Consider the following 25,236-nt stretch of genomic DNA (forward strand, 5'->3'; position numbering starts at 1 on the left):
ACTCCATTGCACTAGTGCATAGTAATTTTTGTGCTAGGAGAGTATCGGATCGGTGGGCGGCGTGCATCCGACATTGCCGCGAGTGTGGAGCAGGGTGTCGCTGCGGGTGACCTGGAGCCCGGTCATGTGCTGCCGCCCATGCGGGAGTTGGCGACTCTGCTCGGCGTCAATCCGAATACCGTTGCCGCCGCATACCGGACACTGCGCGAGCGCGGAGTGATCGAGACGGCGGGGCGGCGGGGGAGCCGGGTGAGGTCGCGGCCCGCGAGTACGGCGCGTGGATCGCTCCGGGTGGAGGCCCCGGCGGGGGTGCGCGACCTCGGTGACGGCAATCCGGACCCCGCGCTCCTGCCCTCTCTCGGGCCGGCGCTGGCCGCCGCCTCGGACGCGTACGCCCGCCGGCCCGGCATGTACGGGGACGACCCGGTGGTCCCGGAGCTGGCGGAGCTGGTGCGGGCCGGTCTTGACTCCGACGGGGTTCCGTCCGGCCCGGTGGCGCTGGCGTCCGGGTCGCTCGACGCGATCGAGCGGGTGCTGTCGGCGCATCTGCGGCCGGGTGACGCCGTCGCGGTGGAGGATCCGGGGTGGGGCGCACTGCTGGACCTGATCCCGGCGCTCGGCATGCACGCCGTGCCGGTGGCGCTGGACGACGAGGGTCCGCTGCCGGAAGGCGTGGAGCGTGCACTGCGGGCGGGGGCCAAGGCTCTGGTGGTCACCGACCGGGCGCAGAATCCGACCGGTGCCGCCGTGGGGCGGGTGCGGGCAGCTGAGCTGCGGACCGTTCTCGCGGGGCATCCCGGGGTGCTCCTGATCGAGGACGATCACGGCCACGCGATCGTCGACCTGCCGGTCCACCCCCTCGCCGGTGTCACGGAGCGCTGGGCGTTCGTCCGGTCCGTCTCCAAGGCGTACGGACCCGACCTGAGGCTTGCCGTGCTCACCGGGGACGCGCTGACCGTCGACCGGGTGACGGGGCGTCAGCACCTCGGGCCCGGCTGGGTCAGTGGGCTGCTGCAGCGGACCGTGGCGCACCTGTGGGCGACGGGCGCCGTGGACGCTGCGGCGGTCGCCCGCTCCTACGGGGAGCGCCGGGACGCACTGGTGCGGGCGCTGGGGGAACGGGGGATCGCGGCGTACGGGCGGACCGGGATGAACGTGTGGGTGCCCGTGAGTGACGAGACCGGGGCTGTGGCCAGGATGCTGCACTCGGGCTGGGCGGTGGCTCCGGGGGCGCGGTTCCGGCTGGCCTCGCCGCAGGGGGTGCGTCTGACCGTCTCGACGCTGTGCGCCGCCGACATCGACCCACTGGCGGACGCGGTCGCGGCAGCGGTGCCGCCCGCCCGCCCGCTCAGCCATGGCTGACTGCCCGGGTGCGCGCGATCCGGCTGAGCCGCGCGCCCGGCCCTGGGGAGTGCGGCTCCCGCGAGGATCGCCGGTACGGCCGGGGGGTGCTCCCGGCGCACGGAATGACGTAGGACGGCTGATGTTTCGTGTGGCACCTGGCGTAGCATCGCTTATGTGTTGAATCTGGAGCGCCTGCGGACACTGGATGCCCTCGCACGGCACGGCTCGGTCAGCGGGGCGGCCGACGGCCTCCACGTCACCACCTCGGCGGTCTCTCAGCAACTGGCCAAACTGGAACGCGAGGTCGGGCAGCAGCTCCTGGCCAAGAACGGCCGGGGGGTCCGTCTCACCGACGCCGGCCGACTGCTCGCGGGCCATGCCGCGAAGATCCTCTCGCAGGTGGAGACCGCGCAGTCCGACATCGAGGCCCAACGGGGCCAAGTGGTGGGGGAGGTCCGGATCGCGGCCTTCCCGACGGCGGCCCGGGGGCTCTTCCCCGGCGCCCTCACCACACTCCGCGCGAGGCATCCCGAACTCAAGCTGCGTACGAAGGAGCAGGAGCCGGAGAGCGGCATCCGGTCGGTGCTCCGGGGCGATGCGGATCTCGCCGTGGTGCTCGACTGGAGCAACAAGCGCCTGCCGGTCCCCGGCGGTCTGGGCAAGGCCGAACTGCTCGACGACGCGCCGGACATCGCCATGCCCTCGGGTCATCCCCTCGCGGACCGGGCGGAGGTGGACATCGAAGATTTCGCCGAGGACGACTGGGTGTCCTGGCCGGAGGGCGAATTCTGTTACGACTGGCTGATGTTCACCCTGCGGTCCAAGGGGGTCGAACCACGCATCGCGCACCTCGCGGGCGAGCACCACACGCAACTGGCGCTGATCGCTGCCGGATTCGGCGTATGCGTGGCGCCCCGGCTGGGGCGGGGGCCGGTGCCGGACGGTGTGCGTCTGGTGCCCGTGCGGCAGCCGATGCGACGTCATGTCCACGCGGTGTGGCGAGCGGACGCGGACCGGAGACCGTCGATCAGGGCCGCCGTGGATGCCCTGCGCTCCGCGGGCCGGGCACTGCACAGCCCTCAGGCCGGCCCGGACAACTTCCTGAAGTCCCAGGACCTGACGGCCTGCGGTGTCAGCCGGAGCCAGGCGTGCCGTTCGTCGTGAGGCATGGACTCGAGGCCGAAGTACTTCGACGCGAACAGCCGCTCCGGAGACTCCAACTCCGCGCATTCCGCGCCCCTGCGGGGGGCCTCACCCACGAAGGTGACCTCACCGGCGAGCTCCACCCCGCGTAGCTCGCCGTACTCCACCCCGTCGTCCACCACCACGGCGATCTTCGGGTCGCGCCGGAGCTGTGCCCAGCGCAGGCTGCGGGTGAGGGAGTAGAGCCAGACGGAGCCGCCGTCCCACACGAACCACAGGGCCCCCACGTGCGGCATGCCCTCCGGGGAGACCGTGGCGACCCGGCAGGTGCGCCGCTGTGCGAGATAGGCGTCCCGTTCCGCGTCGGTCATCATGATCCGACGGCCACGACGCTGGGCAACGGTCACGGGACGCCCTTCCTGTGTTCCGGCCACGTTCCGGGCATCATGGAGGCTCACTCGCGTTCACGCAACGGGCCCGCCCGGCCCGGTCCCTCAGGCCAGCGTGATCGAGCCGTTCGCCACCCGGATCTGCTTCTCCGGCAGCGGGACGGTCGCCGGCCCGCCGGTCGCCTCGCCGGTCGTGGCGTCGAACGTACTGTTGTGGCACGGGCATGTGATGACGCCGTCGGCGATCCCCTTCACCGCGCAGCCCTGATGGGTGCACTTCGAGGAGAACGCCTTGTACGTGCCGGCCGTGGGCTGCGTCACCACGACGCCCTTGTCGGCGAAGACCATGCCGCCGCCCTCGGGGATGTCGGAGGTCTTCGCGAGGACCATGCCGTCGCCGGTCGCTCCGTCACCGCTCCCGGCCGGCCTGACCGTGTCCGAACCTCCGGTGTCCTGCGTACCACCGCACGCGGTGAGGGCGGCGGCCACGCCTGCGGCGCCGACCGCCGCCACGACCGAGCGACGCCCGAAGTGGGCCTGGCTCTCCTGCGATGCGCTCATGCCAACATTCCCTTCATCGGAGTGACAAGACCTCGGAAGTGGATACGCATCGGTGGCCCCACGCGTTCAGCCGCGTCCGGCCAGGCAACGATCGTGAGGAGCGGCACGGCGAGCGAGGCGGGCCCCGGCGAGGCGGTCCAGGCAGGTCATACGGGCGTGCTCAGCCGTGCAGCCGCACCGGCAACGCCCGCACGCTGTTCCCCACGAAGGAGGCGTGCCGCGGCAGTTGGGCCTCCGGAACGGCGAGGTCAAGGTCGGGAAAGCGCGCGAACAGCTGCGCGAGCGCGACAGTGCTTTCCATCCTGGCCAATGGCGCTCCCATGCAGAAGTGGGCGCCGTGCCCGAGTGAGAGGTGCCTGTTCCCAGCGGTGCGGGTGATGTCGAACCGGTCGGCATCGTGGCCGTGCGCCTTCCTGTCGCGGCCGGCCGCGGAGTAACCGGCGAGCACCGGAGTCCCCTTGGGGATCACGGTGCCTTCGAGCATCAGGTCGCGGGTCGGGTAGCGGAAGGGGAAGTAGCTGACGGGGCTGTCCCAGCGCAGAGTCTCCTCCACCACGTCCGCCCAGCTCGCCTCGCCCGACCGGACGAGCGCGAGCTGATCCCGGTGGGTGCACAGGGCGCGTACGGCGTTGGTGATCAGATTGAGCGTCGTCTCGTGTCCCGCGATGATCGTGAGCATCAGAGTGCCGATCAGTTCGTGGGGGCCGAGCCGGTCGCCGTCCTCCTCCCGGGCGGCGATCAGGGCACTGGTCAGGTCATCCCCCGGCTTCTCGGCCCTGGCGGCTGCGACGCCGCTGAGCACCTCGACCATCTCCCGGTTGGCCGCGACCGCCTCCTCGGGACCGATGTCGGTGGCGACGACGCGGTTGGACAGATGGTGCAGCCGGTCGTGATGTCCGGCGTCCACTCCCAGCAGCTCACAGATCACGCCCATGGGCAGCGGCAACGCGAAGTGCGTACGCAGGTCGGCCACACCGCCACCGGAGGTGGCGGCACGGTCGAGACCGTCCAGAAGCGATGCGGTCAACGCCTCGACGTGAGGGCGCAGTTCCTCCACCCGTCGCGTGGTGAACGCTTTGCTGACGAGGGCCCGCAGCCGTCGGTGGTCGGCCCCGTCGGCGGTGGTCATCCCCTGCACCGTCGCGAAGGTCCTCAGTGGCCATCCGTCCGGGATCCCACCGGCCTGGAGCGCCGCGAAGTGCCGGGCGTCCTTGGCCACATCGGGGTGTGCCAGGAACTCCTTGAGGGCCGCATGGCCGAGCACGGCCATGCCCTCCACCCCGCCGGGCAGGAGCACTTCGGTCACCGCTCCCCGGGACAGCAGGCGGGCGTTGGCCGCGTGCGGGCAGCCGCCGGAGGGGTCCATGGGGTGCGGGCTGCCGGGTGCGGCGTTCGCCGGTGACGTATTCACAAGCGCTCCAGTTCGAAGGGCGGACGGGTGTGCGAGTCGGGCACATCGCGCTCTACGGTGGGTGGCCTCGGCCTCTCGGGTGGGCCGGCGCACTCTCGGGCAGTTGCTGGGCGGGCCCCGCAGCCCTCGGTCACGCGAGCGGGAGCCCCGGGACGCGTCGAACTGGGCTGTGATGCTGGGGACATGGGCAGCGTAGACCAAAGGGTGCTGTCCGGCACCGGTCATCTTCCGGCGGCGCGTTGTGCGCGTGAGAATCCGGGCAGGAGGTGTCCGCGGCTCGGGGCAAGGGGGCCTCAGGGGAGGGCGTCCCTGTCTCCCCTGCCACGCACGCGGCACGTCAAAGACGGCTCGCGAGCGGGAGGACCGAAGGGGCCCGGCTCAGGCACCGTGCGGCAGCCGGATCGACCGCTCCCGAACCGCCCGTGCCCGTGCGATCGTCGCAAGCGGGGCGGTGCGACGTGGGCGGGTGCAACGCCGGTCCGCATCCGGACCGATGAGTTTCCGTGTTCCGCGGTGTCCAAGGAGCGGAGGCGGTGGCGCCTCCCGCCTGACAAGCTGAAACGGCCATCGAGGCCGAAGAGGAGTGGTGCACCGTGAAGCTGGTTGTGCAGGAGTTCCTGACGCTCGACGGTGTCTCCCAGGGACCCGGTTCCCCGGACGAGGACACCAGCGGCGGGTTCGAACGGGGTGGCTGGTTCGTGCCGTACCTGGACGAGGAGTTCGAGCGGGTCGCCGGCTCCTGGCTCGGCGAGGCGGACGCCTTCCTGTTCGGCCGCCGTACGTACCAGAACTTCGCGCGGGACTGGCCGACCATGACCGACCACCCCTTCGCCGCCGTCCTGAACGGCCTGCCGAAGTACGTGGCCTCCCACAGCCTGACCAAGGCTGAGTGGAACCCGACCACGATCCTGTCCGGCGACATCCCCGCCCAGGTCGCCGACCTGAAGAGGCAACCGGGCCGCGAACTGCAGATCCACGGCAGCGCCCGGCTGGCACAGTCCCTGCTGGCCGCCGGGCTGATCGACACGCTGCGGCTGGTGATCGCCCCAGTCGTGGTGGGCCAGGGCCGACGCCTGTTCCCGGACGGCGGCGCACCGGCCGGTCTGCGGCTCGTCAGCCACCGGACGACACCGGGCGGCCTGTCGGTGCACATCTTCGAATCCGCGGGGCGTCCGGAGTTCGGGACCTACGGGGCCGACACGCAGTAGGCCGTGGCTGCGCCTGCGCCGGGTCATGACACGGGTTGGAACGGTGCTTCTCGTCAGTCGGCCGGCCCGGTGCGGAGCCGCCGTACGTCCCGCACGAGCGTGTACGAAGCGCTCAGAAAGATCACAGATGCAGCCCCGAACCAGAGTGCCGACGCCCCGGAGCCGTACTCGCGAACGGCGAGAACAAGCAGCATCAAGCCGGCAAGGACGCCGAAGGCTGAGATCAGAGCGCTGATGCGGGGCGTCATACAGGCATCATCAACGACAACCCCGGCCAACGCCAGTGATCCAGTGGACAGCTGGGCACGTTGCGTCCGTACGGACCGGGTCGGCGGCAAGCGTGGACCGGGGCAGCCCGGATGCACAGGCTCATATATCGTCTGCCGATGTCGGATGCCGTAGCAGAATGCGGCTGTGCCGCGAGGAGCGACCTGATGGGCAAGCCACCGACCTCCGACGAACTGCCTGACGAATTGCAACGCCGTCTCGGGCTGCCCGATGCCGTGGTGATCGGCCTGGGATCGATGATCGGCGCCGGTATCTTCGCGTCACTCGCTCCGGCGGCGCACGCCGCCGGGTCCGGGCTGCTGCTCGGCCTGGCCCTGGCCGCCGTGGTTGCCTACTGCAACGCTTCCTCCTCCGCGCGGCTCGCCGCCCGGTACCCGGCGTCCGGCGGGACCTACGTCTACGGGCGCGAGCGCCTCGGCGACTTCTGGGGCTACCTGGCAGGCTGGGGCTTCGTGGTCGGCAAGACGGCCTCGTGTGCCGCCATGGCGCTGACGGTCGGCTGGTACGTGTGGCCGGGCCAGGCACACGCGGTTGCGGTGGCCGCGGTGGTGGCGCTGACCGCGGTGAACTACGCCGGTGTACAGAAGTCCGCACTCCTGACCCGCGCGATCGTGGCAGTGGTCCTGGCGGTGCTCGCCGCGGTGGCGGTCGCTGCTCTCAGCTCGGGCGACGCGGATGCCGCCAGGCTGGATGCCGGCTCCGACGCGACGCCCGGCGGGGTGCTCCAGGCGGCGGGTCTGCTCTTCTTCGCCTTCGCCGGATACGCGCGCATCGCGACCCTGGGCGAGGAGGTCCGTGACCCCGCGCGCACCATTCCCCGTGCCATTCCGCTCGCACTGGGCATCACCCTCGTCGTCTACGCCGTCGTCGCTGTCGCGGTCCTGAGCGTTCTCGGCCCGCAGCAACTGGCGGAGGCCACGGCGCCGTTGTCGGACGCCGTCCGGGCCGCGGGCGTGGACTGGATGACACCGGCGGTACGTGTCGGGGCGGCTGTGGCGGCGCTCGGCTCACTTCTCGCGCTGGTCCTCGGTGTCTCCCGCACCACGCTGGCCATGGCCCGCGACCGGCATCTGCCGCACGCGCTGGCCGCCGTTCATCCACGGTTCAAGGTGCCGCACCGGGCCGAGCTGGCTGTCGGCGCCGTGGTGGCGGTGGCCGTCACGACGGCGGATGTGCGCGGGGCGATCGGGTTCTCGTCCTTCGGGGTGCTCGCGTACTACGCCATCGCCAACGCCTCTGCCTGGACCCTGACCCCGGAAGAAGGCCGCCCCCCGCGTTTCGTTCCGGTCCTCGGGCTGGCCGGCTGTCTGGTTCTGGCTTTCGCCCTGCCCGTCTCCTCGGTGATCTCCGGGAGCGCGGTGCTGGCTGTCGGTGCCGTCGCCTACGGCATCCGGCGCGGCCTTACGCAGTAACCGTTCCAGCGCCGTCCCGAGATCACCGGCAGTCCTGTCACGCGGTCGGTGGATCTTCGGCGGCGGGGGGAGCGCGGGCGCCGGGTCGGATCGTACGATGACCGCATGACCAGCACGATGCAGCCGTCGAGTCGTCGCCCTGCCGGGCGCGGCTTCCTGCTGCTCGTCCTGGCGGTGCTCGCCGGTGTGCTCGCGATGCACGGCCTTGCACCGGGGTCCGCTCCCACGAAGGCGTCGGCGGTCGCAGGCGGCCACGCCATGATGCCGGCACACGAAGAGGCCGGTCACCAGGTGGTCGGAGACTGCTCGCACGGCGATGGCGGAGCGAATCATCACGCGGACGCCACCTGCGCGGCGACCGGCACCGGTGCTCCGTACGCGCCTCCCGTCCCGGCCGCGGCACTCGACGCCGGGCCCGTACCCGTGGCGCTGCCCGGCAGTGCGGCGGGGACCCCCGAGAGCGGCCGGGCGCCGCCCGACCTCGCTGAGCTGCAACTTCTGCGGATATAGGACCGCCCGCACGGCACCTCCTCGCCCGGCTCGGCCGGCGGGTGATGCCGCGCTTCGGCACATCCTCGTTCCGCATCCGCGCCTGCCTGATCAGGGCGGCGCACCAAGGAGTCGCACCACCATGAAGAAGAACCTCATCCGCCGGACCGCCCTCGTCGTCGCCGCAGGCGCCGCTTCCCTCGTGCTCGCCGGGTGCGGGTCGGGTGACGGCACCTCCGGCGCGCATGACGGTCACGGCTCGTCGTCCTCGGCCTCCTCGTCCGCTCCGGCCCCCCGGGGCCAGCACAACGCCGCCGACGTCGCGTTCGCCAAGGGGATGATCCCTCACCACCGTCAGGCCGTGGAGATGGCCGGCCTCGCGACCGGCCGGGCCGAGTCCGCCGAGGTCAAGAAGCTCGCCGACGAGATCAGGAAGGCCCAGGACCCGGAGATCAGGACACTGTCGGGCTGGCTGACATCCTGGGGTGAGCAGGGTCCCGCCGAGGGCGCCATGGACCACTCCATGCACGGGTCGGGCGGCATGATGACGCCCGAGGAGATGGGCAGTCTGAAGAAGGCGTCCGGCGAGGCGTTCGACACTGCCTTCATGGAGATGATGATCAAGCACCATGAGGGTGCCGTGGCGATGGCCAAGACGCAGAAGGCCGACGGCGCCTTTCCGCAGGCCATGACGATGGCGGATGCCATCATCACCTCGCAGACCGCCGAGATCGCCACCATGAACGGCTTGCTCCGCAAGAGCTGACTCACCCGACAAGGGGGGGTGTGCCGGGCCACACGGCCCGGCACACCCCCCCTTGCCTTGCCGGGCTCACTGCGGGGAATACCCCCAGGGGGTATGTTGTTATTCGGTGGGTCCGCGGGGAGCGGGTCACACTGGACGGGAGATTGGGGTTGACGGTCATGGACCACAGCGCACACCACACCGGCATCGCTCACGACCACGCCGCGCACCGGGCGCACGGCGGCCACGGGCAAGGGGGCGCGTCCTGGGGGACAGCGGCGAAGGCGACGCTGCACTGCCTGGCCGGTTGTCTCATCGGCGAGGTCCTCGGCATGGTCATCGGCACCGCCCTGATGTGGGGCAACATCCAAACGATGATCCTGGCGATCGTTCTGGCGTTCACCTTCGGCTACTCCTTCACCCTCTTCGCGGTCCGGCGGGCCGGCCTGGACTGGAAGAGCGCGGTCAAAGTCGCGCTGGCCGCGGACACCGTCTCGATCGCGGTCATGGAACTCGTCGACAACGGCATCATCGCCCTGACGCCAGGGGCGATGGACGCCCACTTGTCCGACGCGCTGTTCTGGACGGCGCTGCTGGGCGGCTTCGCCGTGGCTTTCGTGATCACGACGCCGGTCAACAAGTGGATGATCGGCCGGGGCAAGGGCCACGCCGTCGTCCATGCCCACCACTGATCCGTCGGCTCGGCGCCGCGCCCGGCCGCACCCTTCACGGTGCGGCCGGGCGCGTTCGCACGGCTGACCGTCCTCCGCTGTCCGTCCTGCGCGGCCTCAATCCGCAGGAGGGGCATCCGGTCGCTGGTGAAAGGGTGATCGGCATCCTCACTGCCGCGAACCTCGACCGGCTCGCCACCGCCGTGAAACGCGGCTCAAGAAGACTCAGTACCCGGAGCGTGCCGCCGGTCAGCACGCCCCGGATTCTCCCCAGGGGCTGATCGGTGCGATTCCCCAGGTTCCATGACCCTGCCCCGGTCCATGGATCTTCAGGGAGCCCGGCCGTATAACCTGGGGAAATGCTGACAGAAGTCACCGCGACCCGCTATGTCACGCCCCTGCGGGAGGGCGGATCGCTGCCCGGGATCGTCGAGGCCGACGACCTGGGCACGTATGTCATGAAGTTCACCGGAGCGGGGCAGGGCCGCAAGACCCTGGTCGCGGAGGTCGTCTGCGGGGAGCTCGGCCGTAGGCTGGGGCTGCGGGTGCCGGAGCTGGTGACCATCCAGCTCGACCCCGTCATCGGTCTCGCCGAGCCGGACCAGGAGGTGCAGGAGCTCCTCAAGGCCAGCGCCGGACTGAACCTCGGGATGGACTACCTTCCGGGCTCGCTCGGATTCGACCCGCTCGCCTACGAGGTCGGCGCCGCTGAGGCCGGAAGAGTCGTGTGGTTCGATGCGCTGATCAACAACGTGGACCGTTCGTGGCGGAACCCCAACATGCTTGTCTGGCACGGCGATCCGTGGCTGATCGACCACGGGGCCACCATGATCTGGCACCACAACTGGCCCGGCGCGCAGGCCTCCGCGGCGAAGCCGTACAACGCCTCCGACCACGTCCTCGCGCCGTTCGGGCCCGACATCGCCACCGCGGCTGCCGAGCTCGCGCCGCTCGTCACGGAGGAACTGCTCACCGAGGTGACGGCGGCGGTGCCGGATGAGTGGCTGGCAGGCGAACCGGGCTTCGAGACAGCGGATCAGCTGCGCCGCGCATATGTGGAGCCCCTGCTGGCACGCGCCGGCAGCATCCACGAGCGCATCGTCCTGGAAGCGCCCACGAAGACCCGGCCGTCCCAGGCCCCCGGATGGCTCACCGGACGCCTGAGCCCACGGCCGAATTCCACCGAGAAGGACCGCGACGTGCAGGCGGGCGCCGCACACGACAGCAAGGGCGGCGGCCGATGAGCAAGCGCGATGTCTTCGAGTACGCGGTGCTGCGCGTCGTTCCCCGGGTGGAGCGCGGTGAGTGCTTCAACGCGGGTGTGCTGGTCTACTGCCGGGCCAAGTCCTTCGTCGCCGCGCGGACACACCTGGACGAGCGCAAGCTCGAGGCCCTGGACCCGCAGGCCGACGTGCTCGGTGTGCGGGCCGCCCTGCGGGCGGTCGAAGGCCTCTGCGGCGGCGGTGAGGCGGCGGGCCAGGCGGCCGGTGACGACGCGGGGCGGCGCTTCCGCTGGCTGATCGCGCCACGCTCCACGGTCGTCCAGCCCGGTGCCGTGCACAGCGGTCTGACCGCGGATCCGGCCGCTGAGGTCGAGCGCCTGCTCGACCTGCTGGTGCGCTGACCTGAGGGCCGTCGCCGCCACCCGGGGGCGTGGGGCGGCGGCGCCGTCGGGTGTGACATGCGCCCATGCCCCCGTGTGCCGTTGACACCGGGTGCCGTGGCTTCTAGCGTCTCGTCTGCTGAAGGTACTAAGCGGTTGCTCAGTTATCGGGAACTTCCTGACGTCCGCTGAGCCGCGATCCAAGGGCGAGGAGAACCAAGCATGTCCACCACCGAGCAGCGCGTCGCCATCGTGACGGGAGCGGCACGGGGCATCGGCGCCGCCACCGCCGTACGCCTGGCGGCCGAGGGCCGCGCCGTCGCCGTACTCGACCTCGACGAGGCGGCGTGCAAGGACACGGTCGAGAAGATCACCGATGCCGGGGGCAGGGCCCTCGCCGTCGGCTGCGATGTGTCGGACAGCGCCCAGGTGGAAGCCGCCGTCGCGCGTGTGGCCGCCGAGCTCGGCGCCCCGACGATCCTCGTCAACAACGCTGGTGTGCTCCGCGACAACCTGCTCTTCAAGATGAGCGAGTCCGACTGGGACCTCGTGATGAACGTGCACCTGAAGGGCGCGTTCCTGATGGCGAAGGCCGTCCAGGCGCACATGGTCGAGGCCAAGTTCGGCCGCATCGTCTCGCTCTCGTCCTCCTCGGCGCTGGGCAACCGGGGCCAGGCCAACTACTCCGCCGTCAAGGCCGGTCTCCAGGGCTTCACCAAGACGCTCGCCAAGGAGCTCGGCAAGTTCGGTGTGACCGCCAACGCCGTCGCCCCGGGCTTCATCGTCACCGAGATGACCGCCCAGACGGCGGAACGCGTCGGCATGGGCTTCGAGGAGTTCCAGGCCGCCGCCGCCACGCAGATCCCGGTGCAGCGCGTGGGGCGTCCCGAGGACATCGCCAACGCCATCGCCTTCTTCACGGGCGAGGACGCGGGCTTCGTGTCCGGGCAGGTCATGTACGTCGCCGGCGGACCGCTCAACTGACCCCGGAAGGGCAAAGGACAACATGACTGTGCAGGACACTGGCAAGGTCGCGCTCATCACGGGCGCGAGCCGGGGCATCGGCTACGGCATCGCCGAGGCGCTCGTCGCCCGCGGCGACCGGGTCGTCATCACGGGCCGCGGTGAGGACGCCCTGAAGGAGGCCGTCGAGAAGCTCGGGGCCGACCGGGCGGTCGCCATCGCGGGCAAGGCGCACGACGAGGCGCACCAGGCCGCAGCCGTCGAGCGTGCCATGGAGGCGTTCGGCCGGGTCGACTACCTGGTCAACAACGCGGGCACGAACCCCGTGTTCGGGCCGATGGCCGAGCTCGATCTCAACGTCGCCCGCAAGGTCTACGAGACCAACGTGATCTCGGCGCTCGGGTTCGCCCAGCAGACCTGGAAGGCATGGCAGAGGGAGAACGGCGGGGCGATCGTCAACATCGCCTCCGTCGCGGGCGTCTCGGCGTCCCCCTTCATCGGCGCCTACGGCATGAGCAAGGCGGCCATGGTCAACCTGACCCTCCAGCTGGCGCACGAGTTCGCTCCGGTCGTGCGGGTCAACGCGATCGCCCCGGCCGTGGTGAAGACCAAGTTCGCGGAGGCGCTGTACGAGGGCCGCGAGGCCGAGGCGGCGGCCGCCTACCCGCTGGGCCGGCTCGGTGTCCCGCAGGACATCGGCGGTGCGGCGGCGTTCCTCACGTCCGAGCAGTCCGACTGGGTCACGGGGCAGACACTCGTGGTCGACGGCGGTATTTTCCTGAACGCCGGCGTGGCCTGAGAGAGGCCTGCGCCGGTTTGGCCTGATTGGATCAAGTGCCCTGCCGGGCCATCGGATTGTTCCGGCAGGGCGCTGCGGTATGGTCTGCCGACCCCCAGGCCGATCGAGGAGCGTGCACGTGTTCTACCGGGCCAGTCTGCAGGCTGCTGCAGCCCTTGCATCCCTGTCACTGCTAGCCGGCTGCGGCCTGCTGTCCGACAGCAGTTCGGAGACGGACCAGCAGATATCGGTCGGTACGACGAGCTCGCCCTCGACCCTCGACCCGGCGGCGGCTTGGGACGGCTCCTGGGAGCTGATGAGGAACGTCTTCCAGACCCTGGTGAGCTTCCCGACCGGCAGCACCAGCCCCGAGCCCGACGCGGCGGAGGAATGCCTGTTCACCGATGCCACGAGCATGGCCTACCGGTGCACCCTGCGTTCCGGCCTGAAGTTCTCCAACGGGGAGAAGATCGACGCCGAGGCCGTGAAGTACTCCATCGACCGGATCATGAAGATCAAGGTCAAGGGCGGTCCCGCCGGCCTCCTCGGATCCCTCGACCGGGTGGAGACAAAGGGTGATGACACGGTCATCTTCCACCTCGCCAAGGCGGACGCGACCTTCCCGTTCATCCTTGCCACTCCCGCGATGTCGATCGTCGCCCCCGGCGACTACCCGGCGGACAGCCTTCGCGACGACGGCAAGGTCACCGGTTCGGGTCCGTACGTCCTCGATTCGTACGAGCAGGGCAAGCAGGCCGAGCTGACCAAGAACCCCGGTTACAAGGGTTTCGCGGACCGGAAGAACGACGCGGTCACGATCCGGTACTTCGAGGACTCCGCCCCCATGGTGGAGGCGCTGAAGAACAAGGAGATCGACGCCACCTACCGCGGCCTGACCGCCGAGGAGGTCATCGGCCTCGAGGACAACAAGAAGGACAACGACGGCCTGCAGATCGTCGAGTCGGTCGGCGCCGACATCCGTTTCCTCGTCTTCAACCCGGACGACCCGGCCGCCGGCAAGCTCGCCGTCCGGAAGGCCATCGCCCAGGTGGTGGACCGCGACGCCCTGGTCGCCAAGGTCTACCGCGGCACCGCCGAACCGCTCTACTCCATGGTTCCCAAGGGCATTGCCGGACACGCCACCAGCTTCTTCGACTCCTTCGGCGACCCGGACGTGGCCGAGGCCAGGGCGCTGCTCACGGAGGCGGGCATCACCGAGCCGGTCAAGATGACCTTCTGGTACACCACCGACCGCTACGGTTCCTCCACCGCTCCCGAGTTCGCCGAGCTGAAGCGCCAGCTCGAGGCGTCCGGACTCTTCCGGATCACGCTCAAGAGCGCACCGTGGAAGACCTTCCAGGAAGGGTTCACCAAGGGCGACTACCCGGTCTTCGGGCGTGGCTGGTTCCCCGACTTCCCGGACCCGGACAACTTCATCGCCCCCTTCGTGGGCCAGGACAGTGTCACCGGCACCCCGTACGTGACCAACGAGATCACCCAGGAGCTGCTGCCGACCTCCCGCAAGGAGAGCGACCGCGGTGCGGTCTCCGACCAGTTCAAGCGGGCCCAGGAGATCCTCGTGAAGGACGTGCGCCTGCTGCCCCTGTGGCAGGGCAAGCTCTACGTGGCGGCGGGCGAGGACATCGGGGGCGGCGAGCGCGCGCTCGACCCGCAGACGGTCATGCAGATGTGGGAGCTGTACCGCAAGACGAGCTGGTAGAGGGGCTGCGGCGGCTCGGCCGGGCCCGTTGTCAGTGGCCCCCGGTAGGTTCATGGTCAAGAACCGATTGTTTACCGGAGGTTGTGGACGTGACCGACATCGACCTGCTGCCCGAGTCCTGGCGCGGCGTCCTCGGCGAAGAGCTGCGGAAGCCCTACTTCGAGGAGCTCGCGGCCTTCGTCGAGGAGGAACGGGCCCGGGGGCCGGTGTATCCGCCGAGGGAACAGGTCTTCGCCGCGCTGGAGGCCACGCCGTACGACCGGGTGAAGGTGCTCGTCCTCGGGCAGGACCCCTACCACGGTGAGGGCCAGGGCCACGGACTGTGCTTCTCTGTCCGGCCCGGCGTCAGGACGCCGCCCTCGCTGCGCAACATCTACAAGGAGATGAACGACGAGCTCGGCCTGCCGGTCCCGGACAACGGATATCTGATGCCGTGGGCCGAGCAGGGCGTGCTGCTGCTCAACGCGGTGCTGACGGTCCGGGGCGGCGAGGCGAATTCGCACAAGGCCAAGGGCTGGGAGAAGTTCACCGACGCGGTGATCCGTGCGGTGGCCGAGCGCCCCGACCCGGCCGTCTTCGTCCTCTGGGGCAACTACGCCCAGAAGAAGATCCCGCTCATCGACCAGGACCGCCATGTGGTGGTCAAGGGCGCGCACCCCTCGCCGCTCTCCGCCAAGAAGTGGTTCGGCTCCCGCCCCTTCACCCAGATCGACGAGGCCGTCGCCGCACAGGGACACGAGCCCATCGACTGGCGGATCCCGGACCTGGGCCTACAGCCGACCCGGCCGACCGCGGGGGCCCGCGCCTGAGCGGGATCGCCGATGCCTGCGACTAGCGTCTGAGTGACCGGAACAGGCCGGGCGGTGATCAGGGAGACCTCTGTAGTGGATCAGCGGGAAGTGCCGGGCGACGCCGTCATGACCAGGATCGGCCAGGCGGTCATGCTGCTCCACGCGGGGGACAGAGAAGAGGCCCGGAACCGGTTCGGGACCCTCTGGTCGGAGATCGGTGAGAGCGGCGAAGCTCTGCACCGCTGCACCCTCGCCCACTACATGGCCGACACCCAGGACGATCCCGGGGACGAGCTGGCCTGGGACCTCCGGGCACTGACGGCCGCGGAGGGCCTCGCCGGGGCGGTGGTCACGGAGCCGGACGCGGCGTGCCGGGACGCGACCGCGGTGCGGGCCCTCGTTCCGTCGCTGCACCTCAATCTGGCGGCGGACTACGTGAAACTGCAGCGCTTCGAGGCGGCCCGGGTCCACCTGGACAGGGCCTGGGACGCCGTCGAGGTGCTGGAGGACGACGGATACGGTGGAGGCGTCCGCGCCGCCATCGGACGCATGGAACGGCGCATGCGGGGGAGCGCGGCGGGGGAGTGAGACCGGGAAGCGATGGCCCGCCGCCCGCGCGGCACCGGTGTTCCCGTCACCCGCCGGTCGCGGCGTCACCGGACGAGGCCGGCGCGGCCGTTGCGCCGGGACCGAGCATGCCCCGTAGCAACTCGGCGCATCCTGTGGCCAGTTGGGCCTCCGTCGGCACGGCCCGGTGGTAGGACCCCACGGCACACGCGAACATCATCCCTTCGGCCCATGCCACGACCGACAGCGCATGGCGTTCCGGTTCCGCGGACCCCGCCGCGGCCATCAGGGCGACCAGCGGTTCGCGGAACCGTCTGCCCGCCTCGTCGTAGAACGTCCTGAGCGCGGGGCGCCTCGTGGCCTCCAGGGCCAGCTCGTAGCGGCACACCAGGAGCTCGGCGCTGCCGGTCAGATAGCGGTGCAGCGCGTGTGCGAGCCCTGCGGCCATCTCTTCCGGACCGCCGCTCGCCGCCAGTTCCCCGGGTGCGAGCACCTGCCCCTCGAGCTCGGCGAGCCGGCGTACCGCGGCCTCCAGCAGCGCCTCCCTCGTGCGGGCGTGGTTCGACGTCGAACCCTGGGGGAGGCCGGCCCGCTCGTCCACCGCCCGGTGCGTCAGACCCCGCATTCCGCGTTCCGCCAGGAGGCCGAGCGCGGCGTCGGCGATCAGGGCGGCGCGGAGGCTGCCGGCCCGCGGAGCGCTGTCTGGGAGTGTCGAACGTGTGGACATGGAGCCCAATCTACCGTCGCCACTACACCTGTAGTACGGTGAGGTGGTTACTACAGATGTAGTGCGAAGGGGGTTCAGTCATGGCGACATCCCGAGCGGTGGTCATAGGCGGTGGCATCGGCGGACTCGCCGCCGCCGCGGCATTGTCCCGGAGCGGCTGGCAGGTCACCGTGCTGGAGCGCGCCGCCTCGCTGGAGCCCGTCGGAGCGGGCATCAGCCTCGCCCCCAACTCACAGCGCGCCCTCGACGTCATCGGGCTCGGCGACGAGGTAAGGGCCCTGGCCGCCTGGCAGGGCGACGGGGGCATGCGTACGCCGTCCGGGCGCTGGCTCGCCCGAACGGACAGTGCCGCCGCGGCCGAACGGTTCGGCGGGCCGCTCGTGCTGCTGCGCCGGTCCGCACTCATCGGCCTGCTCCGCGCCCTGCTCCCCGAGACCGCAGTCCACACCGGCACACCGGCACAGCTCGTCGCGCCCGGCCGCGCGGACGGGCGCCGGGCCGTGGTCAGGACACCCTCCGGAGACATCGGGGCCGACCTGGTCATCGGCGCCGACGGCATCGGCTCGGCGGTACGCACCACGCTCTTCCCGCGCCATCCCGGACCCTCGTACAGCGGCTTCACCACCTGGCGCGTCATCTCCCCGGGACTCGGCCGCACCTTCAGCTCCCACGAGACCTGGGGCCGCGGCGCGCTGTGGGGCAGCCACCCCCTGAAGGACGGCGGGATCTACGCCTACGCGGCGGCGGCCGTCCCTGCGGGAGCCCGGGCGGCAGACGACGAGAAGGCGGAGCTGCTGCGCAGGTACGGCGCCTGGCACGATCCGGTCCCCGGGATCATCGCCTCGGTCGGGCCGGACCAGGTGCTGCGCCACGACGTGTACCACCTGGACGACCCGCTGCCCTCGTACCACCGCGGCCGCACCGCGCTCGTCGGTGACTCCGCGCACGCCATGGTGCCGTTCCTCGGCCAGGGCGGCAACCAGGCCATCGAGGACGCCGTCGTGCTCGCCCACCACGTGACGCCGGACGGGGACCTGGGCGCGGGCCTCGCCGCCTACAGCGCGGCCAGGGTGCCCCGTACGACCGCCGTGGTCCGCAAGTCGGCGCAGGTCTCCCGGATGACGAGGCTGTCCGGGGCGCCGGCCGTCGCCGTCCGGAACGGGCTGATGTCCGCGGTCTCCCGGCTCGGCCCGGGGCTCGTCCTGCGGACGTTCGACGGCATCTGCGACTGGCAGCCGCCGCAGCGCACGTATGCTGCCGGAACCAGGGAAGGACAGAGCACGCGACCGTGACAACGCCCTGGTCAAGGCGACAGGGAGAACCTCGTGAAGGTCGGCTGCATCGGGCTCGGCGACATCGCGCAGAAGGCGTATCTGCCGGTACTGACGACCCTGCCCGGCGTCGAACTGCATCTGCAGACCCGTACCCCGGCCACGCTGGCAGCCGTGGCCGGGGCACACCGGATTCCCCCGGCGCGGTGTCACGAGGACCTCGGCCCGCTCCTGGCCCAGGGGCTGGACGCCGCCTTCGTGCACGCCCCGACCGCCGCTCATGCGGAGATCGTCGGCCGGCTGCTCGAAGCGGGCGTCCCCACGTACGTCGACAAGCCCCTCTCGTACGAACTCGCCGAGTCCGAGCGTCTGGTGGCCCTCGCCGAGGAGCGCGGCGTCTCGCTCGCGGTCGGGTTCAACCGCAGGCTCGCCCCGTCGTACGCGCAGTGTGCCGAGCACCCGCGCGAACTGATCCTCATGCAGAAGAACCGGGTGGGGCTGCCCGAGGACCCGCGCACCATGGTGCTCGACGACTTCATCCACGTCGTCGACACCTTGCGCTTCCTGGTTCCCGGCCCCGTGTCGAGCGTCGTCGTGCGGGCACGGGTCGCCGACGGGCTGATGCACCATGTGGTGCTCCAGCTGTCCGGCGACGGATTCACCGCCATCGGCATGATGAACCGGCTCAACGGATCGACGGAGGAGATCCTCGAGGTCTCGGGGCAGGACGCCAAGCGGCAGGTCCTCAACCTCGCGGACGTCGTCGACCACAAGGGGCAGCCGACCCTGCGCAGACGCGGCGACTGGGTGCCGGTCGCCCGCCAGCGTGGCATCGAGCAGAGCGTGCTGTCCTTCCTCGACGCCGTCCGGGCCGGGCGGGTGCTCAGTGCCCAGGACGCTCTGGAGACCCACCGGCTGTGCGAGCGGGTCGTCCTGGACGCGGTGGAGCAGGCGTCCTGAAAGACCTCAGCCCCGCCGCGCCGAGGAAGACGGCCAGGACCGCGAGCGCGCCGTACACGGGCCAGGCGCCCAGCCGGACGTAGAGGGTGGTGCCCCCGGCGAGCGGTACGTCGTACACGGCGGCCCCGCTCGCGTCCGTACCGAGCTGTCCTCCCACCCGTTCACCCCGCGGGCCGTACACCGCGCTCACGCCCGTGAGCGTCGCGTGCACCATCGGGCGGCCCGTCTCGGCCGCCCGCAGAGCCCCGAGCGAGGCGTGCTGCGCGGGGGCCCAGCTGTGCTGGAACGTCGAGGTGGACGACTGGGCGACCAGCAGCTGGGCCCCGTCCTTCGCCAGCTGCCGGCTCATGTCGGGGAACGCCGACTCGAAGCACACCAGAGGGCCCACCCGCAGCCCGTCCGGCAGGTCCATCACCACGGGGCCGCTGCCGCGCAGCCGGTCCTCGCCCGCCGCCTTGCCCACGGAGGTGGCCCACCCGAGCACCGCGCGGGCCGGGACGTACTCACCGAACGGGACCAGGCGCATCTTGTCGTACCGGTCCCCGGTCGGGCCCTCCGGGCCCACGAGCACCGCGGATTTGAAGATTCCGGTGCGGTCGGGGCCGTCCGTGCGACGTGCGTCCATGTTGACCAGCACCTCGGCGCCGACCAGACGCGACAGGGCCGCGACACGGTCCGCCGTTGCCCGGCTCCGGGACAGATCGACGCCCACACTGCTCTCGCCCCACACCACGAGGTCCACGTCACGGCCCGCCAGGCCGCGGGTCAGCTCCTCGCCGCGCGTGAAACGGCGTTCGACGCTGCCCGGGCCCTCGACGACACCCGGCTGTACGACCGCGATCCGGGCCGTACCGGAATCGTGGGGCTGCGGCGCCCAGACCGCTGTCGCGCCGACGGCGACCGCCCCCGCCAGCAGACACGCGGCCGCGGCCGTGCGGGCCGCCGGCACGGCGATCAGCAGCGCGAGCGCCGTGTTCGCGGCCACCACGCCCAGACCGACCAGCCACACGCCGCCGACCGAGGCGACGCGCAGCGCCGGTGGTACGTCCCACTGGCTGGCACCGAGCAGCCCCCACGGTCCGCCGAGCCCCTCCCAGGAGCGGACCAGTTCGATCATCAGCCAGCCGGAGGGCACCACGGCCACAGCGGCCACCGAGCGGCGGACGGACGGCGAGCCCCCGAGCAGCCGGGCCACGAGCAGGCCCCAGGGGGCCCACAGCAGACCGAGCAGGGCGGCGAGCACCACGATGAACACATGAAGGCTCGGCATCAGCCAGTGGTGCACGGCGAGCACGAAGCCCACACCGCCGAGCCAGCCGTCGGCCGCCGCGCGGCGCCCCGTTCCCGCCGACCGGATCAGCAGCAGCCAGGGCACCAGGGCGACATGGGCGAGCCACCAGAGCGAGGGTGCCGGAAACGCGAGTGCGGGCAGAGCTCCCGCGCACAGAGCCGCCGCACCCCGCCCGGTACGGGACCGCAGCAGCTGCCGCCCGTACGTCCGTGCGCCGCTCTCGCCCGGCCGCCCGGCCGGAGGCCGCTCGCCCCGCATCGGCATGCGTCTCCTCCTCGCCCGTCCTGCGCTTGCCCCCAGTGTGGTGCAGAAGGTCAGCGGCGCCCAGGGGACGTGCCGGGGCCGGCAGGGCGTGCGGCGGCCGCCACCGGCAGCGGATCAGCCGGCGTCCGCCCCGGGCGCGTACCGCCATTTCCGGTGCGCCGTGGCGGTCCGGATCCGCCAGCCCTCCTCGGTACGCCGCAGTTCGAAGACGTACCGGCCGCCGGTGACCAGGGCCGGAGCCGACTCCCCGTCCCAGGCTTCCGGGCCCGCGGGACTGAGGTAGTCGGCCCGCAGCCGCGCCCGGTCGCCCGGATAGCCACCCAGATCCTCCAGGTCCAGACGCCGGTTGACGATCAGATGCTGGCGGGCCGGGAAGCGCCGCAGGCCCTCCGCGAGCCACCCTCCGGCCTCGGCGGCCGGCCCCTCGGACCCGCCCGCACCGCGGTAGTCGGCACGTCCGTCCGGCGTGAACAGAGCGCCGTAGTCCTCCCAGGCGCCGTCGCCCACCGCCATTGCGTAGTCGGTGATCACCGCATCGATGGAGAGCCGGTCCATCACCGTCGCCAGAGCCACGCGCTGTGTCATCGCCCAAGTCTCGCCCGTCGGGAGCGGCACGCCTAGGGTCGCGCACAGCTCATGACCCCGTGTCAGACGGGGAGACCACGGCCCGGCGTCAGGCGGGGACGACGGCCACCGGACCGAGAGCGTGCGTCACCGTCGTCTGCGCGACGGGGGACAGACCGAGCCCCAGGGACTCGCCGCCCCGGCGCCGCCCGACCACGGTCAGCGCGGCGGTGGCCGATGCCGTCACCAGCATGCGCGCCGCCGAGCCACGGACAGGTTCGCGCACGACGACCACCTGCGGATACTTCTCCTCCCGGCCGGCGGTGAGCTCGGCGAGGGACCGCTCCGCCGAGTCCGCCGCAGCCTCGCTGTCGAACACGGGACCGCCCGACAGCATCGACGAGAACATCGTCCACCCGTGTACGAGCCTCAGCCGTGCGCCCGGCCGGGAGGCGGCGGCTTCGAAGGCGAAGTCGAGGACGGCGCCGCTGCTCTCGTCGGCGGCGATCCCCGCGACGACGTCCAGGAGAGCCGCCCGCCCGGCCTCCTCCGCAGGACCGGCCTCGCTCCCGTCCGTCCGGCCGGTGTGGACGACGACGACCGGACACTGTGCCATCGACGCGGTGGCCAGACTGTCGGACCCCATCGCCAGCGAGCGGAATCCGCCGAGACCGCGGGATCCGACGACCACCATCGAGGCGTCACGGCTGAGCGAGGTCAGCGCCGCCGACGGAAAGTCCAGCGGGGAAAGGGTCGAGGTCGACAGTCCGGGGGTGAGCCGGGCGACCCGCAGCACGGCCTGCGCGAGCAGCTCCTCGGCCTGCTGCAGAGCCTTCTCCTCCTCCGTACGCCGGGCAGGCGGCCGGACATGCACGATCAGCAGTGGCAGACTGCTGCGCACCGCCTCGTGGGCGGCCCAGTCGAGCGCCTCCCAGCTGTGCGCGGAACCGTCCACGGCGGCGATCACGGGAAGGTCGTCGGCGGTCATGCAAGCCTCCAGGGGCGGTCGGAGAGGTACCGGGCCGGGGTCGAGGCAGCCGGAACCGTGATTATGGCCCGGCCGAGTGCCGCAGTCCCGGCGGGCCCCTCACCGGCGTCCGCCGGTGACTGTGCAGGGGACGTAACCACGCTTGATCGGCCCGCGTGACACCCGGGAAACGGGCGTTTCGTACCCTCGCGACATCAGCGTTCCCCATGAAAGGCCGCCCATGACCGTGCCGAATCCGCAGCCGGACACTCCCGCCCAGGTGCGGACGGTCTGCTCGTACTGCGGTGTCGGATGCGGGATGGTCCTCGACATCGGCAGGGGTCCCGACGGGCGGCGTACGGTCCTGAAGGCCACGGGCGACAAGACGCACCCCGCGAACGGTGGCCGGCTCTGCACCAAGGGGGCGACGAGCGCCGAGATGCTGGCCGCCCCGGGCCGGCTGACCGCGCCCCTGGTGCGGGCGGACCGCAGCGAGGAGCCCGCGCCGCTGCCCATGGAGGAGGCGGTCGGGGAGACCGCGCGGCGGCTGCGCGCGATCGTCGACGAGCACGGGCCCGACGCGCTCGCCCTCTATGTCTCGGGGCAGATGACGCTGGAGGCGCAGTACCTCGCCAACAAGCTGGCCAAGGGCTTCGTCCGCACGAGCTGGATCGAGTCCAACTCCCGGCTCTGCATGGCCAGTGCGGGCAGCGGCTACAAGCTCTCGCTGGGTGCCGACGGCCCGCCCGGATCGTACGAGGACTTCGGGCGCGCCGACACGTTCTTCGTCATCGGCTCGAACATGGCGGACTGCCACCCCGTGCTCTTCCTCCGTCTCATGGAGCGGGTGAAGACCGGCGCGAAGCTCATCGTGGTCGACCCCCGGCGCAACGCCACCGCCGAAAAGGCCGACCTGTTCCTGCAGATACGCCCGGGCACGGACCTGGCTCTGCTCAACGGCCTGATGCACCTGCTCGTGGAGAACGGCCACATAGACCCGGAGTTCATCGCCGAGCACACCGAGGGCTGGGAGGCGATGCCCGGCTTCCTCGAGGACTACCCGCCCGCCCGGGTCGCGGAGATCACCGGCATCCCGGAGGCCGACATCCGCCTGGCCGCCCGCTGGATCGGCGAGGCGGGCGAGTGGATGAGCTGCTGGACCATGGGCCTCAACCAGAGCACCCACGGCACCTGGAACACCAACGCCCTCATCAATCTGCACCTGGCCACCGGAGCCATCTGCCGACCCGGCAGCGGCCCTTTCTCGCTGACCGGCCAGCCCAACGCCATGGGCGGCCGCGAGATGGGCTACATGGGCCCCGGCCTGCCCGGCCAGCGCGTACTGCAGTCGGACGACGACCGGGCCCACGTCGAGGAACTGTGGGGCGTCGAGCCGGGGACGCTGCGCACGGACGCGGCGGGTACGGGCACCGTCGACATGTTCCGGCGTATGTCGGACGGCGAGATCAAGGCGTGCTGGATCATCTGCACCAACCCGGTGGCGTCCGTGGCCAACCGCCGGACCGTCATCGAGGGGCTCGAAGCGGCGGAGTTCGTCGTCACCCAGGACGTGTTCGCCGACACCGAGACCAACGCCTACGCCGATGTAGCCCTGCCCGCCGCACTGTGGGGCGAAGCCGAGGGCGTCATGATCAACTCCGAACGGAATCTCACGCTCGCAGGACAGGCGGCCGACCCGCCGGGGGAGGCATGGCCGGACTGGCGGATCATCGCGCGCATCGCCTGCGAGATGGGCTACGAAGAGGCCTTCGGCTACAGCAGCGCCGAGGAGGTCTTCGAGGAGATCAAGCGGGCCCACAACCCGAAGACCGGATACGACCTGCGCGGAGTCACCTATGAACGGCTGCGCCGCACCCCCGTCCAGTGGCCCAGCGCCGCCCCGGACGGGCCCGACCGCAACCCGGTCCGCTACCTGAACGACGGCGTCAGCCAGACCCTGGCGGTCCGCCCCGACGGGAGCGTGCCCCGGCTTGCCTTCCCCACCGCGAGCGGCCGGGCGGTGTTCTTCGCCCGCCCGCACATGCCCGCAGCCGAGATGCCCGACGACGACTTCCCCTTCGTGCTCAACACCGGCCGCCTGCAGCACCAGTGGCACACGCTGACGAAGACCGGCAAGGTCACCAAGCTCAGCAGACTGAACCCGGGCCCCTTCGTGGAGATCAACCCCCAGGACGCGGCAGCCCTCTCGATCGCGGAGGGCGACCCGGTCGAGGTCGCCTCACGGCGCGGCAGGGCGGTGCTGCCGGCCGTCGTGACCGACCGGGTGCGGCCCGGTGACTGCTTCGCACCGTTCCACTGGAACGACCTATTCGGTGAGTACCTCAGCGTCAACGCGGTCACCAACGACGCCGTCGACCCGGTGTCCTTCCAGCCCGAGTTCAAGGTCTGTGCCGTGACACTGGTGAAGGTCGCCGCCCCCGTGCCTCCCTCCGGCCCGGTGCCCGTGGAGGCCGGAGCCGCGGCCCCGGCCGCCGCCCTCGCCGGGGTGTTCGGGATCGCGGACTCAGCCCCGCCCGTACTCGCCGCACACGAGCGGCGCTACTTGTCCGGTTTCCTGGCGGGGCTCGGCACGCAGCCCGTCGGCACCCCCGTGCTGCCCGTGCACGCACCGTTCGATCCGGACCACGCCCTGTGGGTCAACGGCGTGCTGGCCGGCATGTTCTCCCGCGCTCCCGGCGCTGCCGCCCGGGGCGCGGAACCCGGGACGCGGCGGGAACCCGACGCCGTATCGGGCAGGCAGATCGTCGTGCTGTGGGCGTCTCAGACCGGGAACGCCGAGGAGGTGGCCGCTGCGGCGGCCCGGCGGCTGGCCGCCGAGGGGCGGACTGCGACGCTCCTCGGGATGGATGACCGGCCCCTGGCGAGCCTCCCGCGCACAGCCGATCTCCTGGTCGTCACCAGCACGTTCGGAGACGGCGACGCGCCGGACAACGGTTCCGGATTCTGGCAGTCGCTCAACGAGCCCGACACGCCCCGGCTGGACGGCGTGCGCTATGCCGTACTCGCCCTCGGGGACTCCTCGTACGACGACTTCTGCGGGCACGGCAGGCGCCTGGACGAACGCTTCGGCGAACTCGGCGCCGTACGG

Annotated in this window: 25 protein-coding genes; 17 read left to right on the plus strand and 8 right to left on the minus strand. The window is 71.3% G+C overall.

The features are described 5' to 3' along the window. Positions 1-30: 30 nt before the first annotated feature. Both BFF76_RS06705 and BFF76_RS06710 read left to right on the plus strand, forming a co-directional pair. On the plus strand, positions 31-1,362 hold the full coding sequence (locus BFF76_RS06705; protein WP_079122332.1) for an aminotransferase class I/II-fold pyridoxal phosphate-dependent enzyme: 1,332 nt from the start codon (positions 31-33) through the stop codon (positions 1,360-1,362). 156 nt (positions 1,363-1,518) lie between these two features. Continuing rightward, a complete protein-coding gene (locus BFF76_RS06710; RefSeq protein WP_079122333.1) occupies positions 1,519-2,508 on the plus strand; it encodes a LysR family transcriptional regulator in 990 nt (329 codons plus the stop codon). Here the strand turns inward: BFF76_RS06710 and BFF76_RS06715 are convergent. The 3 genes from BFF76_RS06715 to BFF76_RS06725 all read right to left on the minus strand — a co-directional run bounded on the left by BFF76_RS06715 (position 2,424) and on the right by BFF76_RS06725 (position 4,803). Then, entirely contained in the window at positions 2,424-2,894 is a 471-nt protein-coding gene (locus BFF76_RS06715) for a pyridoxamine 5'-phosphate oxidase family protein (RefSeq protein WP_031094239.1), read from the minus strand. The two genes, BFF76_RS06710 and BFF76_RS06715, sit on opposite strands and share 85 nt — an antisense overlap. A gap of 87 nt (positions 2,895-2,981) precedes the next feature. Next, entirely contained in the window at positions 2,982-3,437 is a 456-nt protein-coding gene (locus BFF76_RS06720) for a Rieske (2Fe-2S) protein (RefSeq protein WP_031094237.1), read from the minus strand. Between the two features lie 160 nt (positions 3,438-3,597). Then, on the minus strand, positions 3,598-4,803 hold the full coding sequence (locus BFF76_RS06725; protein ID WP_208604822.1) for a cytochrome P450 family protein: 1,206 nt from the start codon (positions 4,801-4,803) through the stop codon (positions 3,598-3,600). A gap of 638 nt (positions 4,804-5,441) precedes the next feature. Here BFF76_RS06725 and BFF76_RS06730 point away from each other — a divergent pair. Then, a complete protein-coding gene (locus tag BFF76_RS06730; RefSeq protein ID WP_031094233.1) occupies positions 5,442-6,056 on the plus strand; it encodes a dihydrofolate reductase family protein in 615 nt (204 codons plus the stop codon). A gap of 53 nt (positions 6,057-6,109) precedes the next feature. On the opposite strand, the gene BFF76_RS06735 is transcribed toward BFF76_RS06730, so the two are convergent. Continuing rightward, positions 6,110-6,304: a hypothetical protein gene (locus BFF76_RS06735; RefSeq protein WP_065847611.1), complete on the minus strand. Its 195-nt coding sequence runs from the start codon at positions 6,302-6,304 to the stop codon at positions 6,110-6,112. A 186-nt stretch (positions 6,305-6,490) separates the two neighbouring features. On the opposite strand from BFF76_RS06735, the gene BFF76_RS06740 reads away from it, so the two are divergent. The 11 genes from BFF76_RS06740 (at position 6,491) to BFF76_RS06790 (ending at position 16,104) form a co-directional block, all read left to right on the plus strand. Then, positions 6,491-7,756: an APC family permease gene (locus BFF76_RS06740; protein WP_065847613.1), complete on the plus strand. Its 1,266-nt coding sequence runs from the start codon at positions 6,491-6,493 to the stop codon at positions 7,754-7,756. 105 nt (positions 7,757-7,861) lie between these two features. Continuing rightward, on the plus strand, positions 7,862-8,266 hold the full coding sequence (locus tag BFF76_RS06745; RefSeq protein WP_031094227.1) for a DUF6153 family protein: 405 nt from the start codon (positions 7,862-7,864) through the stop codon (positions 8,264-8,266). A 121-nt stretch (positions 8,267-8,387) separates the two neighbouring features. Then, positions 8,388-9,011, plus strand: coding sequence for a DUF305 domain-containing protein (locus BFF76_RS06750; RefSeq protein WP_031094225.1), 624 nt, complete (start codon positions 8,388-8,390; stop codon positions 9,009-9,011). Positions 9,012-9,169: 158 nt separating this feature from the next. Continuing rightward, positions 9,170-9,682 carry a DUF4396 domain-containing protein gene (locus BFF76_RS06755; RefSeq protein WP_065847623.1) on the plus strand — a complete coding sequence of 171 codons (513 nt, stop codon included), beginning with the start codon at positions 9,170-9,172 and terminating at the stop codon, positions 9,680-9,682. A gap of 338 nt (positions 9,683-10,020) precedes the next feature. Continuing rightward, complete coding sequence (locus tag BFF76_RS06760) at positions 10,021-10,905, plus strand: HipA family kinase (protein WP_065847616.1); 885 nt, start codon at positions 10,021-10,023, stop codon at positions 10,903-10,905. Next, positions 10,902-11,285, plus strand: a complete 384-nt coding sequence (locus tag BFF76_RS06765; protein ID WP_053931204.1) for a DUF3037 domain-containing protein — start codon at positions 10,902-10,904, stop codon at positions 11,283-11,285. The genes BFF76_RS06760 and BFF76_RS06765 overlap by 4 nt, the downstream gene beginning before the upstream one ends. Positions 11,286-11,486: 201 nt before the next feature. After that, entirely contained in the window at positions 11,487-12,248 is a 762-nt protein-coding gene (gene fabG / locus BFF76_RS06770; RefSeq protein WP_031094216.1) for a 3-oxoacyl-ACP reductase FabG, read from the plus strand. Positions 12,249-12,270: 22 nt separating this feature from the next. After that, the gene (locus BFF76_RS06775) at positions 12,271-13,026 is read left to right on the plus strand and encodes an SDR family oxidoreductase (RefSeq protein WP_031094213.1); all 756 of its coding nucleotides are present in this window, start codon (positions 12,271-12,273) and stop codon (positions 13,024-13,026) included. Positions 13,027-13,144: 118 nt separating this feature from the next. Further along, positions 13,145-14,725 (plus strand): ABC transporter substrate-binding protein, encoded by a 1,581-nt coding sequence (locus BFF76_RS06780; protein ID WP_031094211.1) that lies wholly within the window; start codon positions 13,145-13,147, stop codon positions 14,723-14,725. A gap of 89 nt (positions 14,726-14,814) precedes the next feature. Further along, positions 14,815-15,534 (plus strand): uracil-DNA glycosylase, encoded by a 720-nt coding sequence (gene ung / locus BFF76_RS06785; RefSeq protein WP_031094209.1) that lies wholly within the window; start codon positions 14,815-14,817, stop codon positions 15,532-15,534. A 75-nt stretch (positions 15,535-15,609) separates the two neighbouring features. Beyond that, positions 15,610-16,104, plus strand: coding sequence for a tetratricopeptide repeat protein (locus tag BFF76_RS06790; RefSeq protein ID WP_031094207.1), 495 nt, complete (start codon positions 15,610-15,612; stop codon positions 16,102-16,104). Positions 16,105-16,150: 46 nt separating this feature from the next. On the opposite strand, the gene BFF76_RS06795 is transcribed toward BFF76_RS06790, so the two are convergent. Further along, the gene (locus BFF76_RS06795; protein ID WP_053931205.1) at positions 16,151-16,810 is read right to left on the minus strand and encodes a TetR/AcrR family transcriptional regulator; all 660 of its coding nucleotides are present in this window, start codon (positions 16,808-16,810) and stop codon (positions 16,151-16,153) included. 80 nt (positions 16,811-16,890) lie between these two features. Here BFF76_RS06795 and BFF76_RS06800 point away from each other — a divergent pair, with 80 nt between their 5' ends. Beyond that, a complete protein-coding gene (locus tag BFF76_RS06800) occupies positions 16,891-18,102 on the plus strand; it encodes an FAD-dependent monooxygenase (protein WP_053931206.1) in 1,212 nt (403 codons plus the stop codon). Positions 18,103-18,135: 33 nt separating this feature from the next. Then, positions 18,136-19,041 carry a Gfo/Idh/MocA family protein gene (locus tag BFF76_RS06805; protein WP_031094201.1) on the plus strand — a complete coding sequence of 302 codons (906 nt, stop codon included), beginning with the start codon at positions 18,136-18,138 and terminating at the stop codon, positions 19,039-19,041. On the opposite strand, the gene lnt is transcribed toward BFF76_RS06805, so the two are convergent. The 3 genes from lnt to BFF76_RS06820 form a co-directional block, all read right to left on the minus strand. Continuing rightward, positions 18,965-20,596, minus strand: a complete 1,632-nt coding sequence (gene lnt, locus BFF76_RS06810; protein ID WP_053931207.1) for an apolipoprotein N-acyltransferase — start codon at positions 20,594-20,596, stop codon at positions 18,965-18,967. The genes BFF76_RS06805 and lnt overlap by 77 nt on opposite strands. Positions 20,597-20,710: 114 nt before the next feature. Next, on the minus strand, positions 20,711-21,181 hold the full coding sequence (locus BFF76_RS06815; RefSeq protein WP_031094195.1) for a nuclear transport factor 2 family protein: 471 nt from the start codon (positions 21,179-21,181) through the stop codon (positions 20,711-20,713). An 88-nt stretch (positions 21,182-21,269) separates the two neighbouring features. Continuing rightward, complete coding sequence (locus BFF76_RS06820; protein ID WP_031094192.1) at positions 21,270-22,148, minus strand: universal stress protein; 879 nt, start codon at positions 22,146-22,148, stop codon at positions 21,270-21,272. A gap of 220 nt (positions 22,149-22,368) precedes the next feature. Between BFF76_RS06820 and BFF76_RS06825 the strand changes: the two genes are divergently transcribed. Next, a partial coding sequence (locus BFF76_RS06825; protein WP_065847618.1) for a bifunctional nitrate reductase/sulfite reductase flavoprotein subunit alpha occupies positions 22,369-25,236 on the plus strand: 2,868 nt, incomplete at its 3' end.

Source organism: Streptomyces mutomycini (assembly GCF_001700505.1).
Taxonomy (GTDB): Bacteria; Actinomycetota; Actinomycetes; order Streptomycetales; family Streptomycetaceae; genus Streptomyces; species Streptomyces mutomycini.

Coding starts and splice junctions, on each gene's coding strand:
- BFF76_RS06820 (WP_031094192.1), bottom strand. CDS start 22,148: ATGACCGCCGACGACCTTCCCGTGATCGCCGCCGTGGACGGTTCCGCG.
- BFF76_RS06745 (WP_031094227.1), top strand. CDS start 7,862: ATGACCAGCACGATGCAGCCGTCGAGTCGTCGCCCTGCCGGGCGCGGC.
- lnt (WP_053931207.1), bottom strand. CDS start 20,596: ATGCCGATGCGGGGCGAGCGGCCTCCGGCCGGGCGGCCGGGCGAGAGC.
- BFF76_RS06815 (WP_031094195.1), bottom strand. CDS start 21,181: ATGACACAGCGCGTGGCTCTGGCGACGGTGATGGACCGGCTCTCCATC.
- BFF76_RS06800 (WP_053931206.1), top strand. CDS start 16,891: ATGGCGACATCCCGAGCGGTGGTCATAGGCGGTGGCATCGGCGGACTC.
- BFF76_RS06775 (WP_031094213.1), top strand. CDS start 12,271: ATGACTGTGCAGGACACTGGCAAGGTCGCGCTCATCACGGGCGCGAGC.
- BFF76_RS06725 (WP_208604822.1), bottom strand. CDS start 4,803: ATGGACCCCTCCGGCGGCTGCCCGCACGCGGCCAACGCCCGCCTGCTG.
- BFF76_RS06735 (WP_065847611.1), bottom strand. CDS start 6,304: ATGACGCCCCGCATCAGCGCTCTGATCTCAGCCTTCGGCGTCCTTGCC.
- BFF76_RS06740 (WP_065847613.1), top strand. CDS start 6,491: ATGGGCAAGCCACCGACCTCCGACGAACTGCCTGACGAATTGCAACGC.
- BFF76_RS06750 (WP_031094225.1), top strand. CDS start 8,388: ATGAAGAAGAACCTCATCCGCCGGACCGCCCTCGTCGTCGCCGCAGGC.
- BFF76_RS06795 (WP_053931205.1), bottom strand. CDS start 16,810: ATGTCCACACGTTCGACACTCCCAGACAGCGCTCCGCGGGCCGGCAGC.
- BFF76_RS06720 (WP_031094237.1), bottom strand. CDS start 3,437: ATGAGCGCATCGCAGGAGAGCCAGGCCCACTTCGGGCGTCGCTCGGTC.
- BFF76_RS06755 (WP_065847623.1), top strand. CDS start 9,170: ATGGACCACAGCGCACACCACACCGGCATCGCTCACGACCACGCCGCG.
- BFF76_RS06765 (WP_053931204.1), top strand. CDS start 10,902: ATGAGCAAGCGCGATGTCTTCGAGTACGCGGTGCTGCGCGTCGTTCCC.
- fabG (WP_031094216.1), top strand. CDS start 11,487: ATGTCCACCACCGAGCAGCGCGTCGCCATCGTGACGGGAGCGGCACGG.
- BFF76_RS06760 (WP_065847616.1), top strand. CDS start 10,021: ATGCTGACAGAAGTCACCGCGACCCGCTATGTCACGCCCCTGCGGGAG.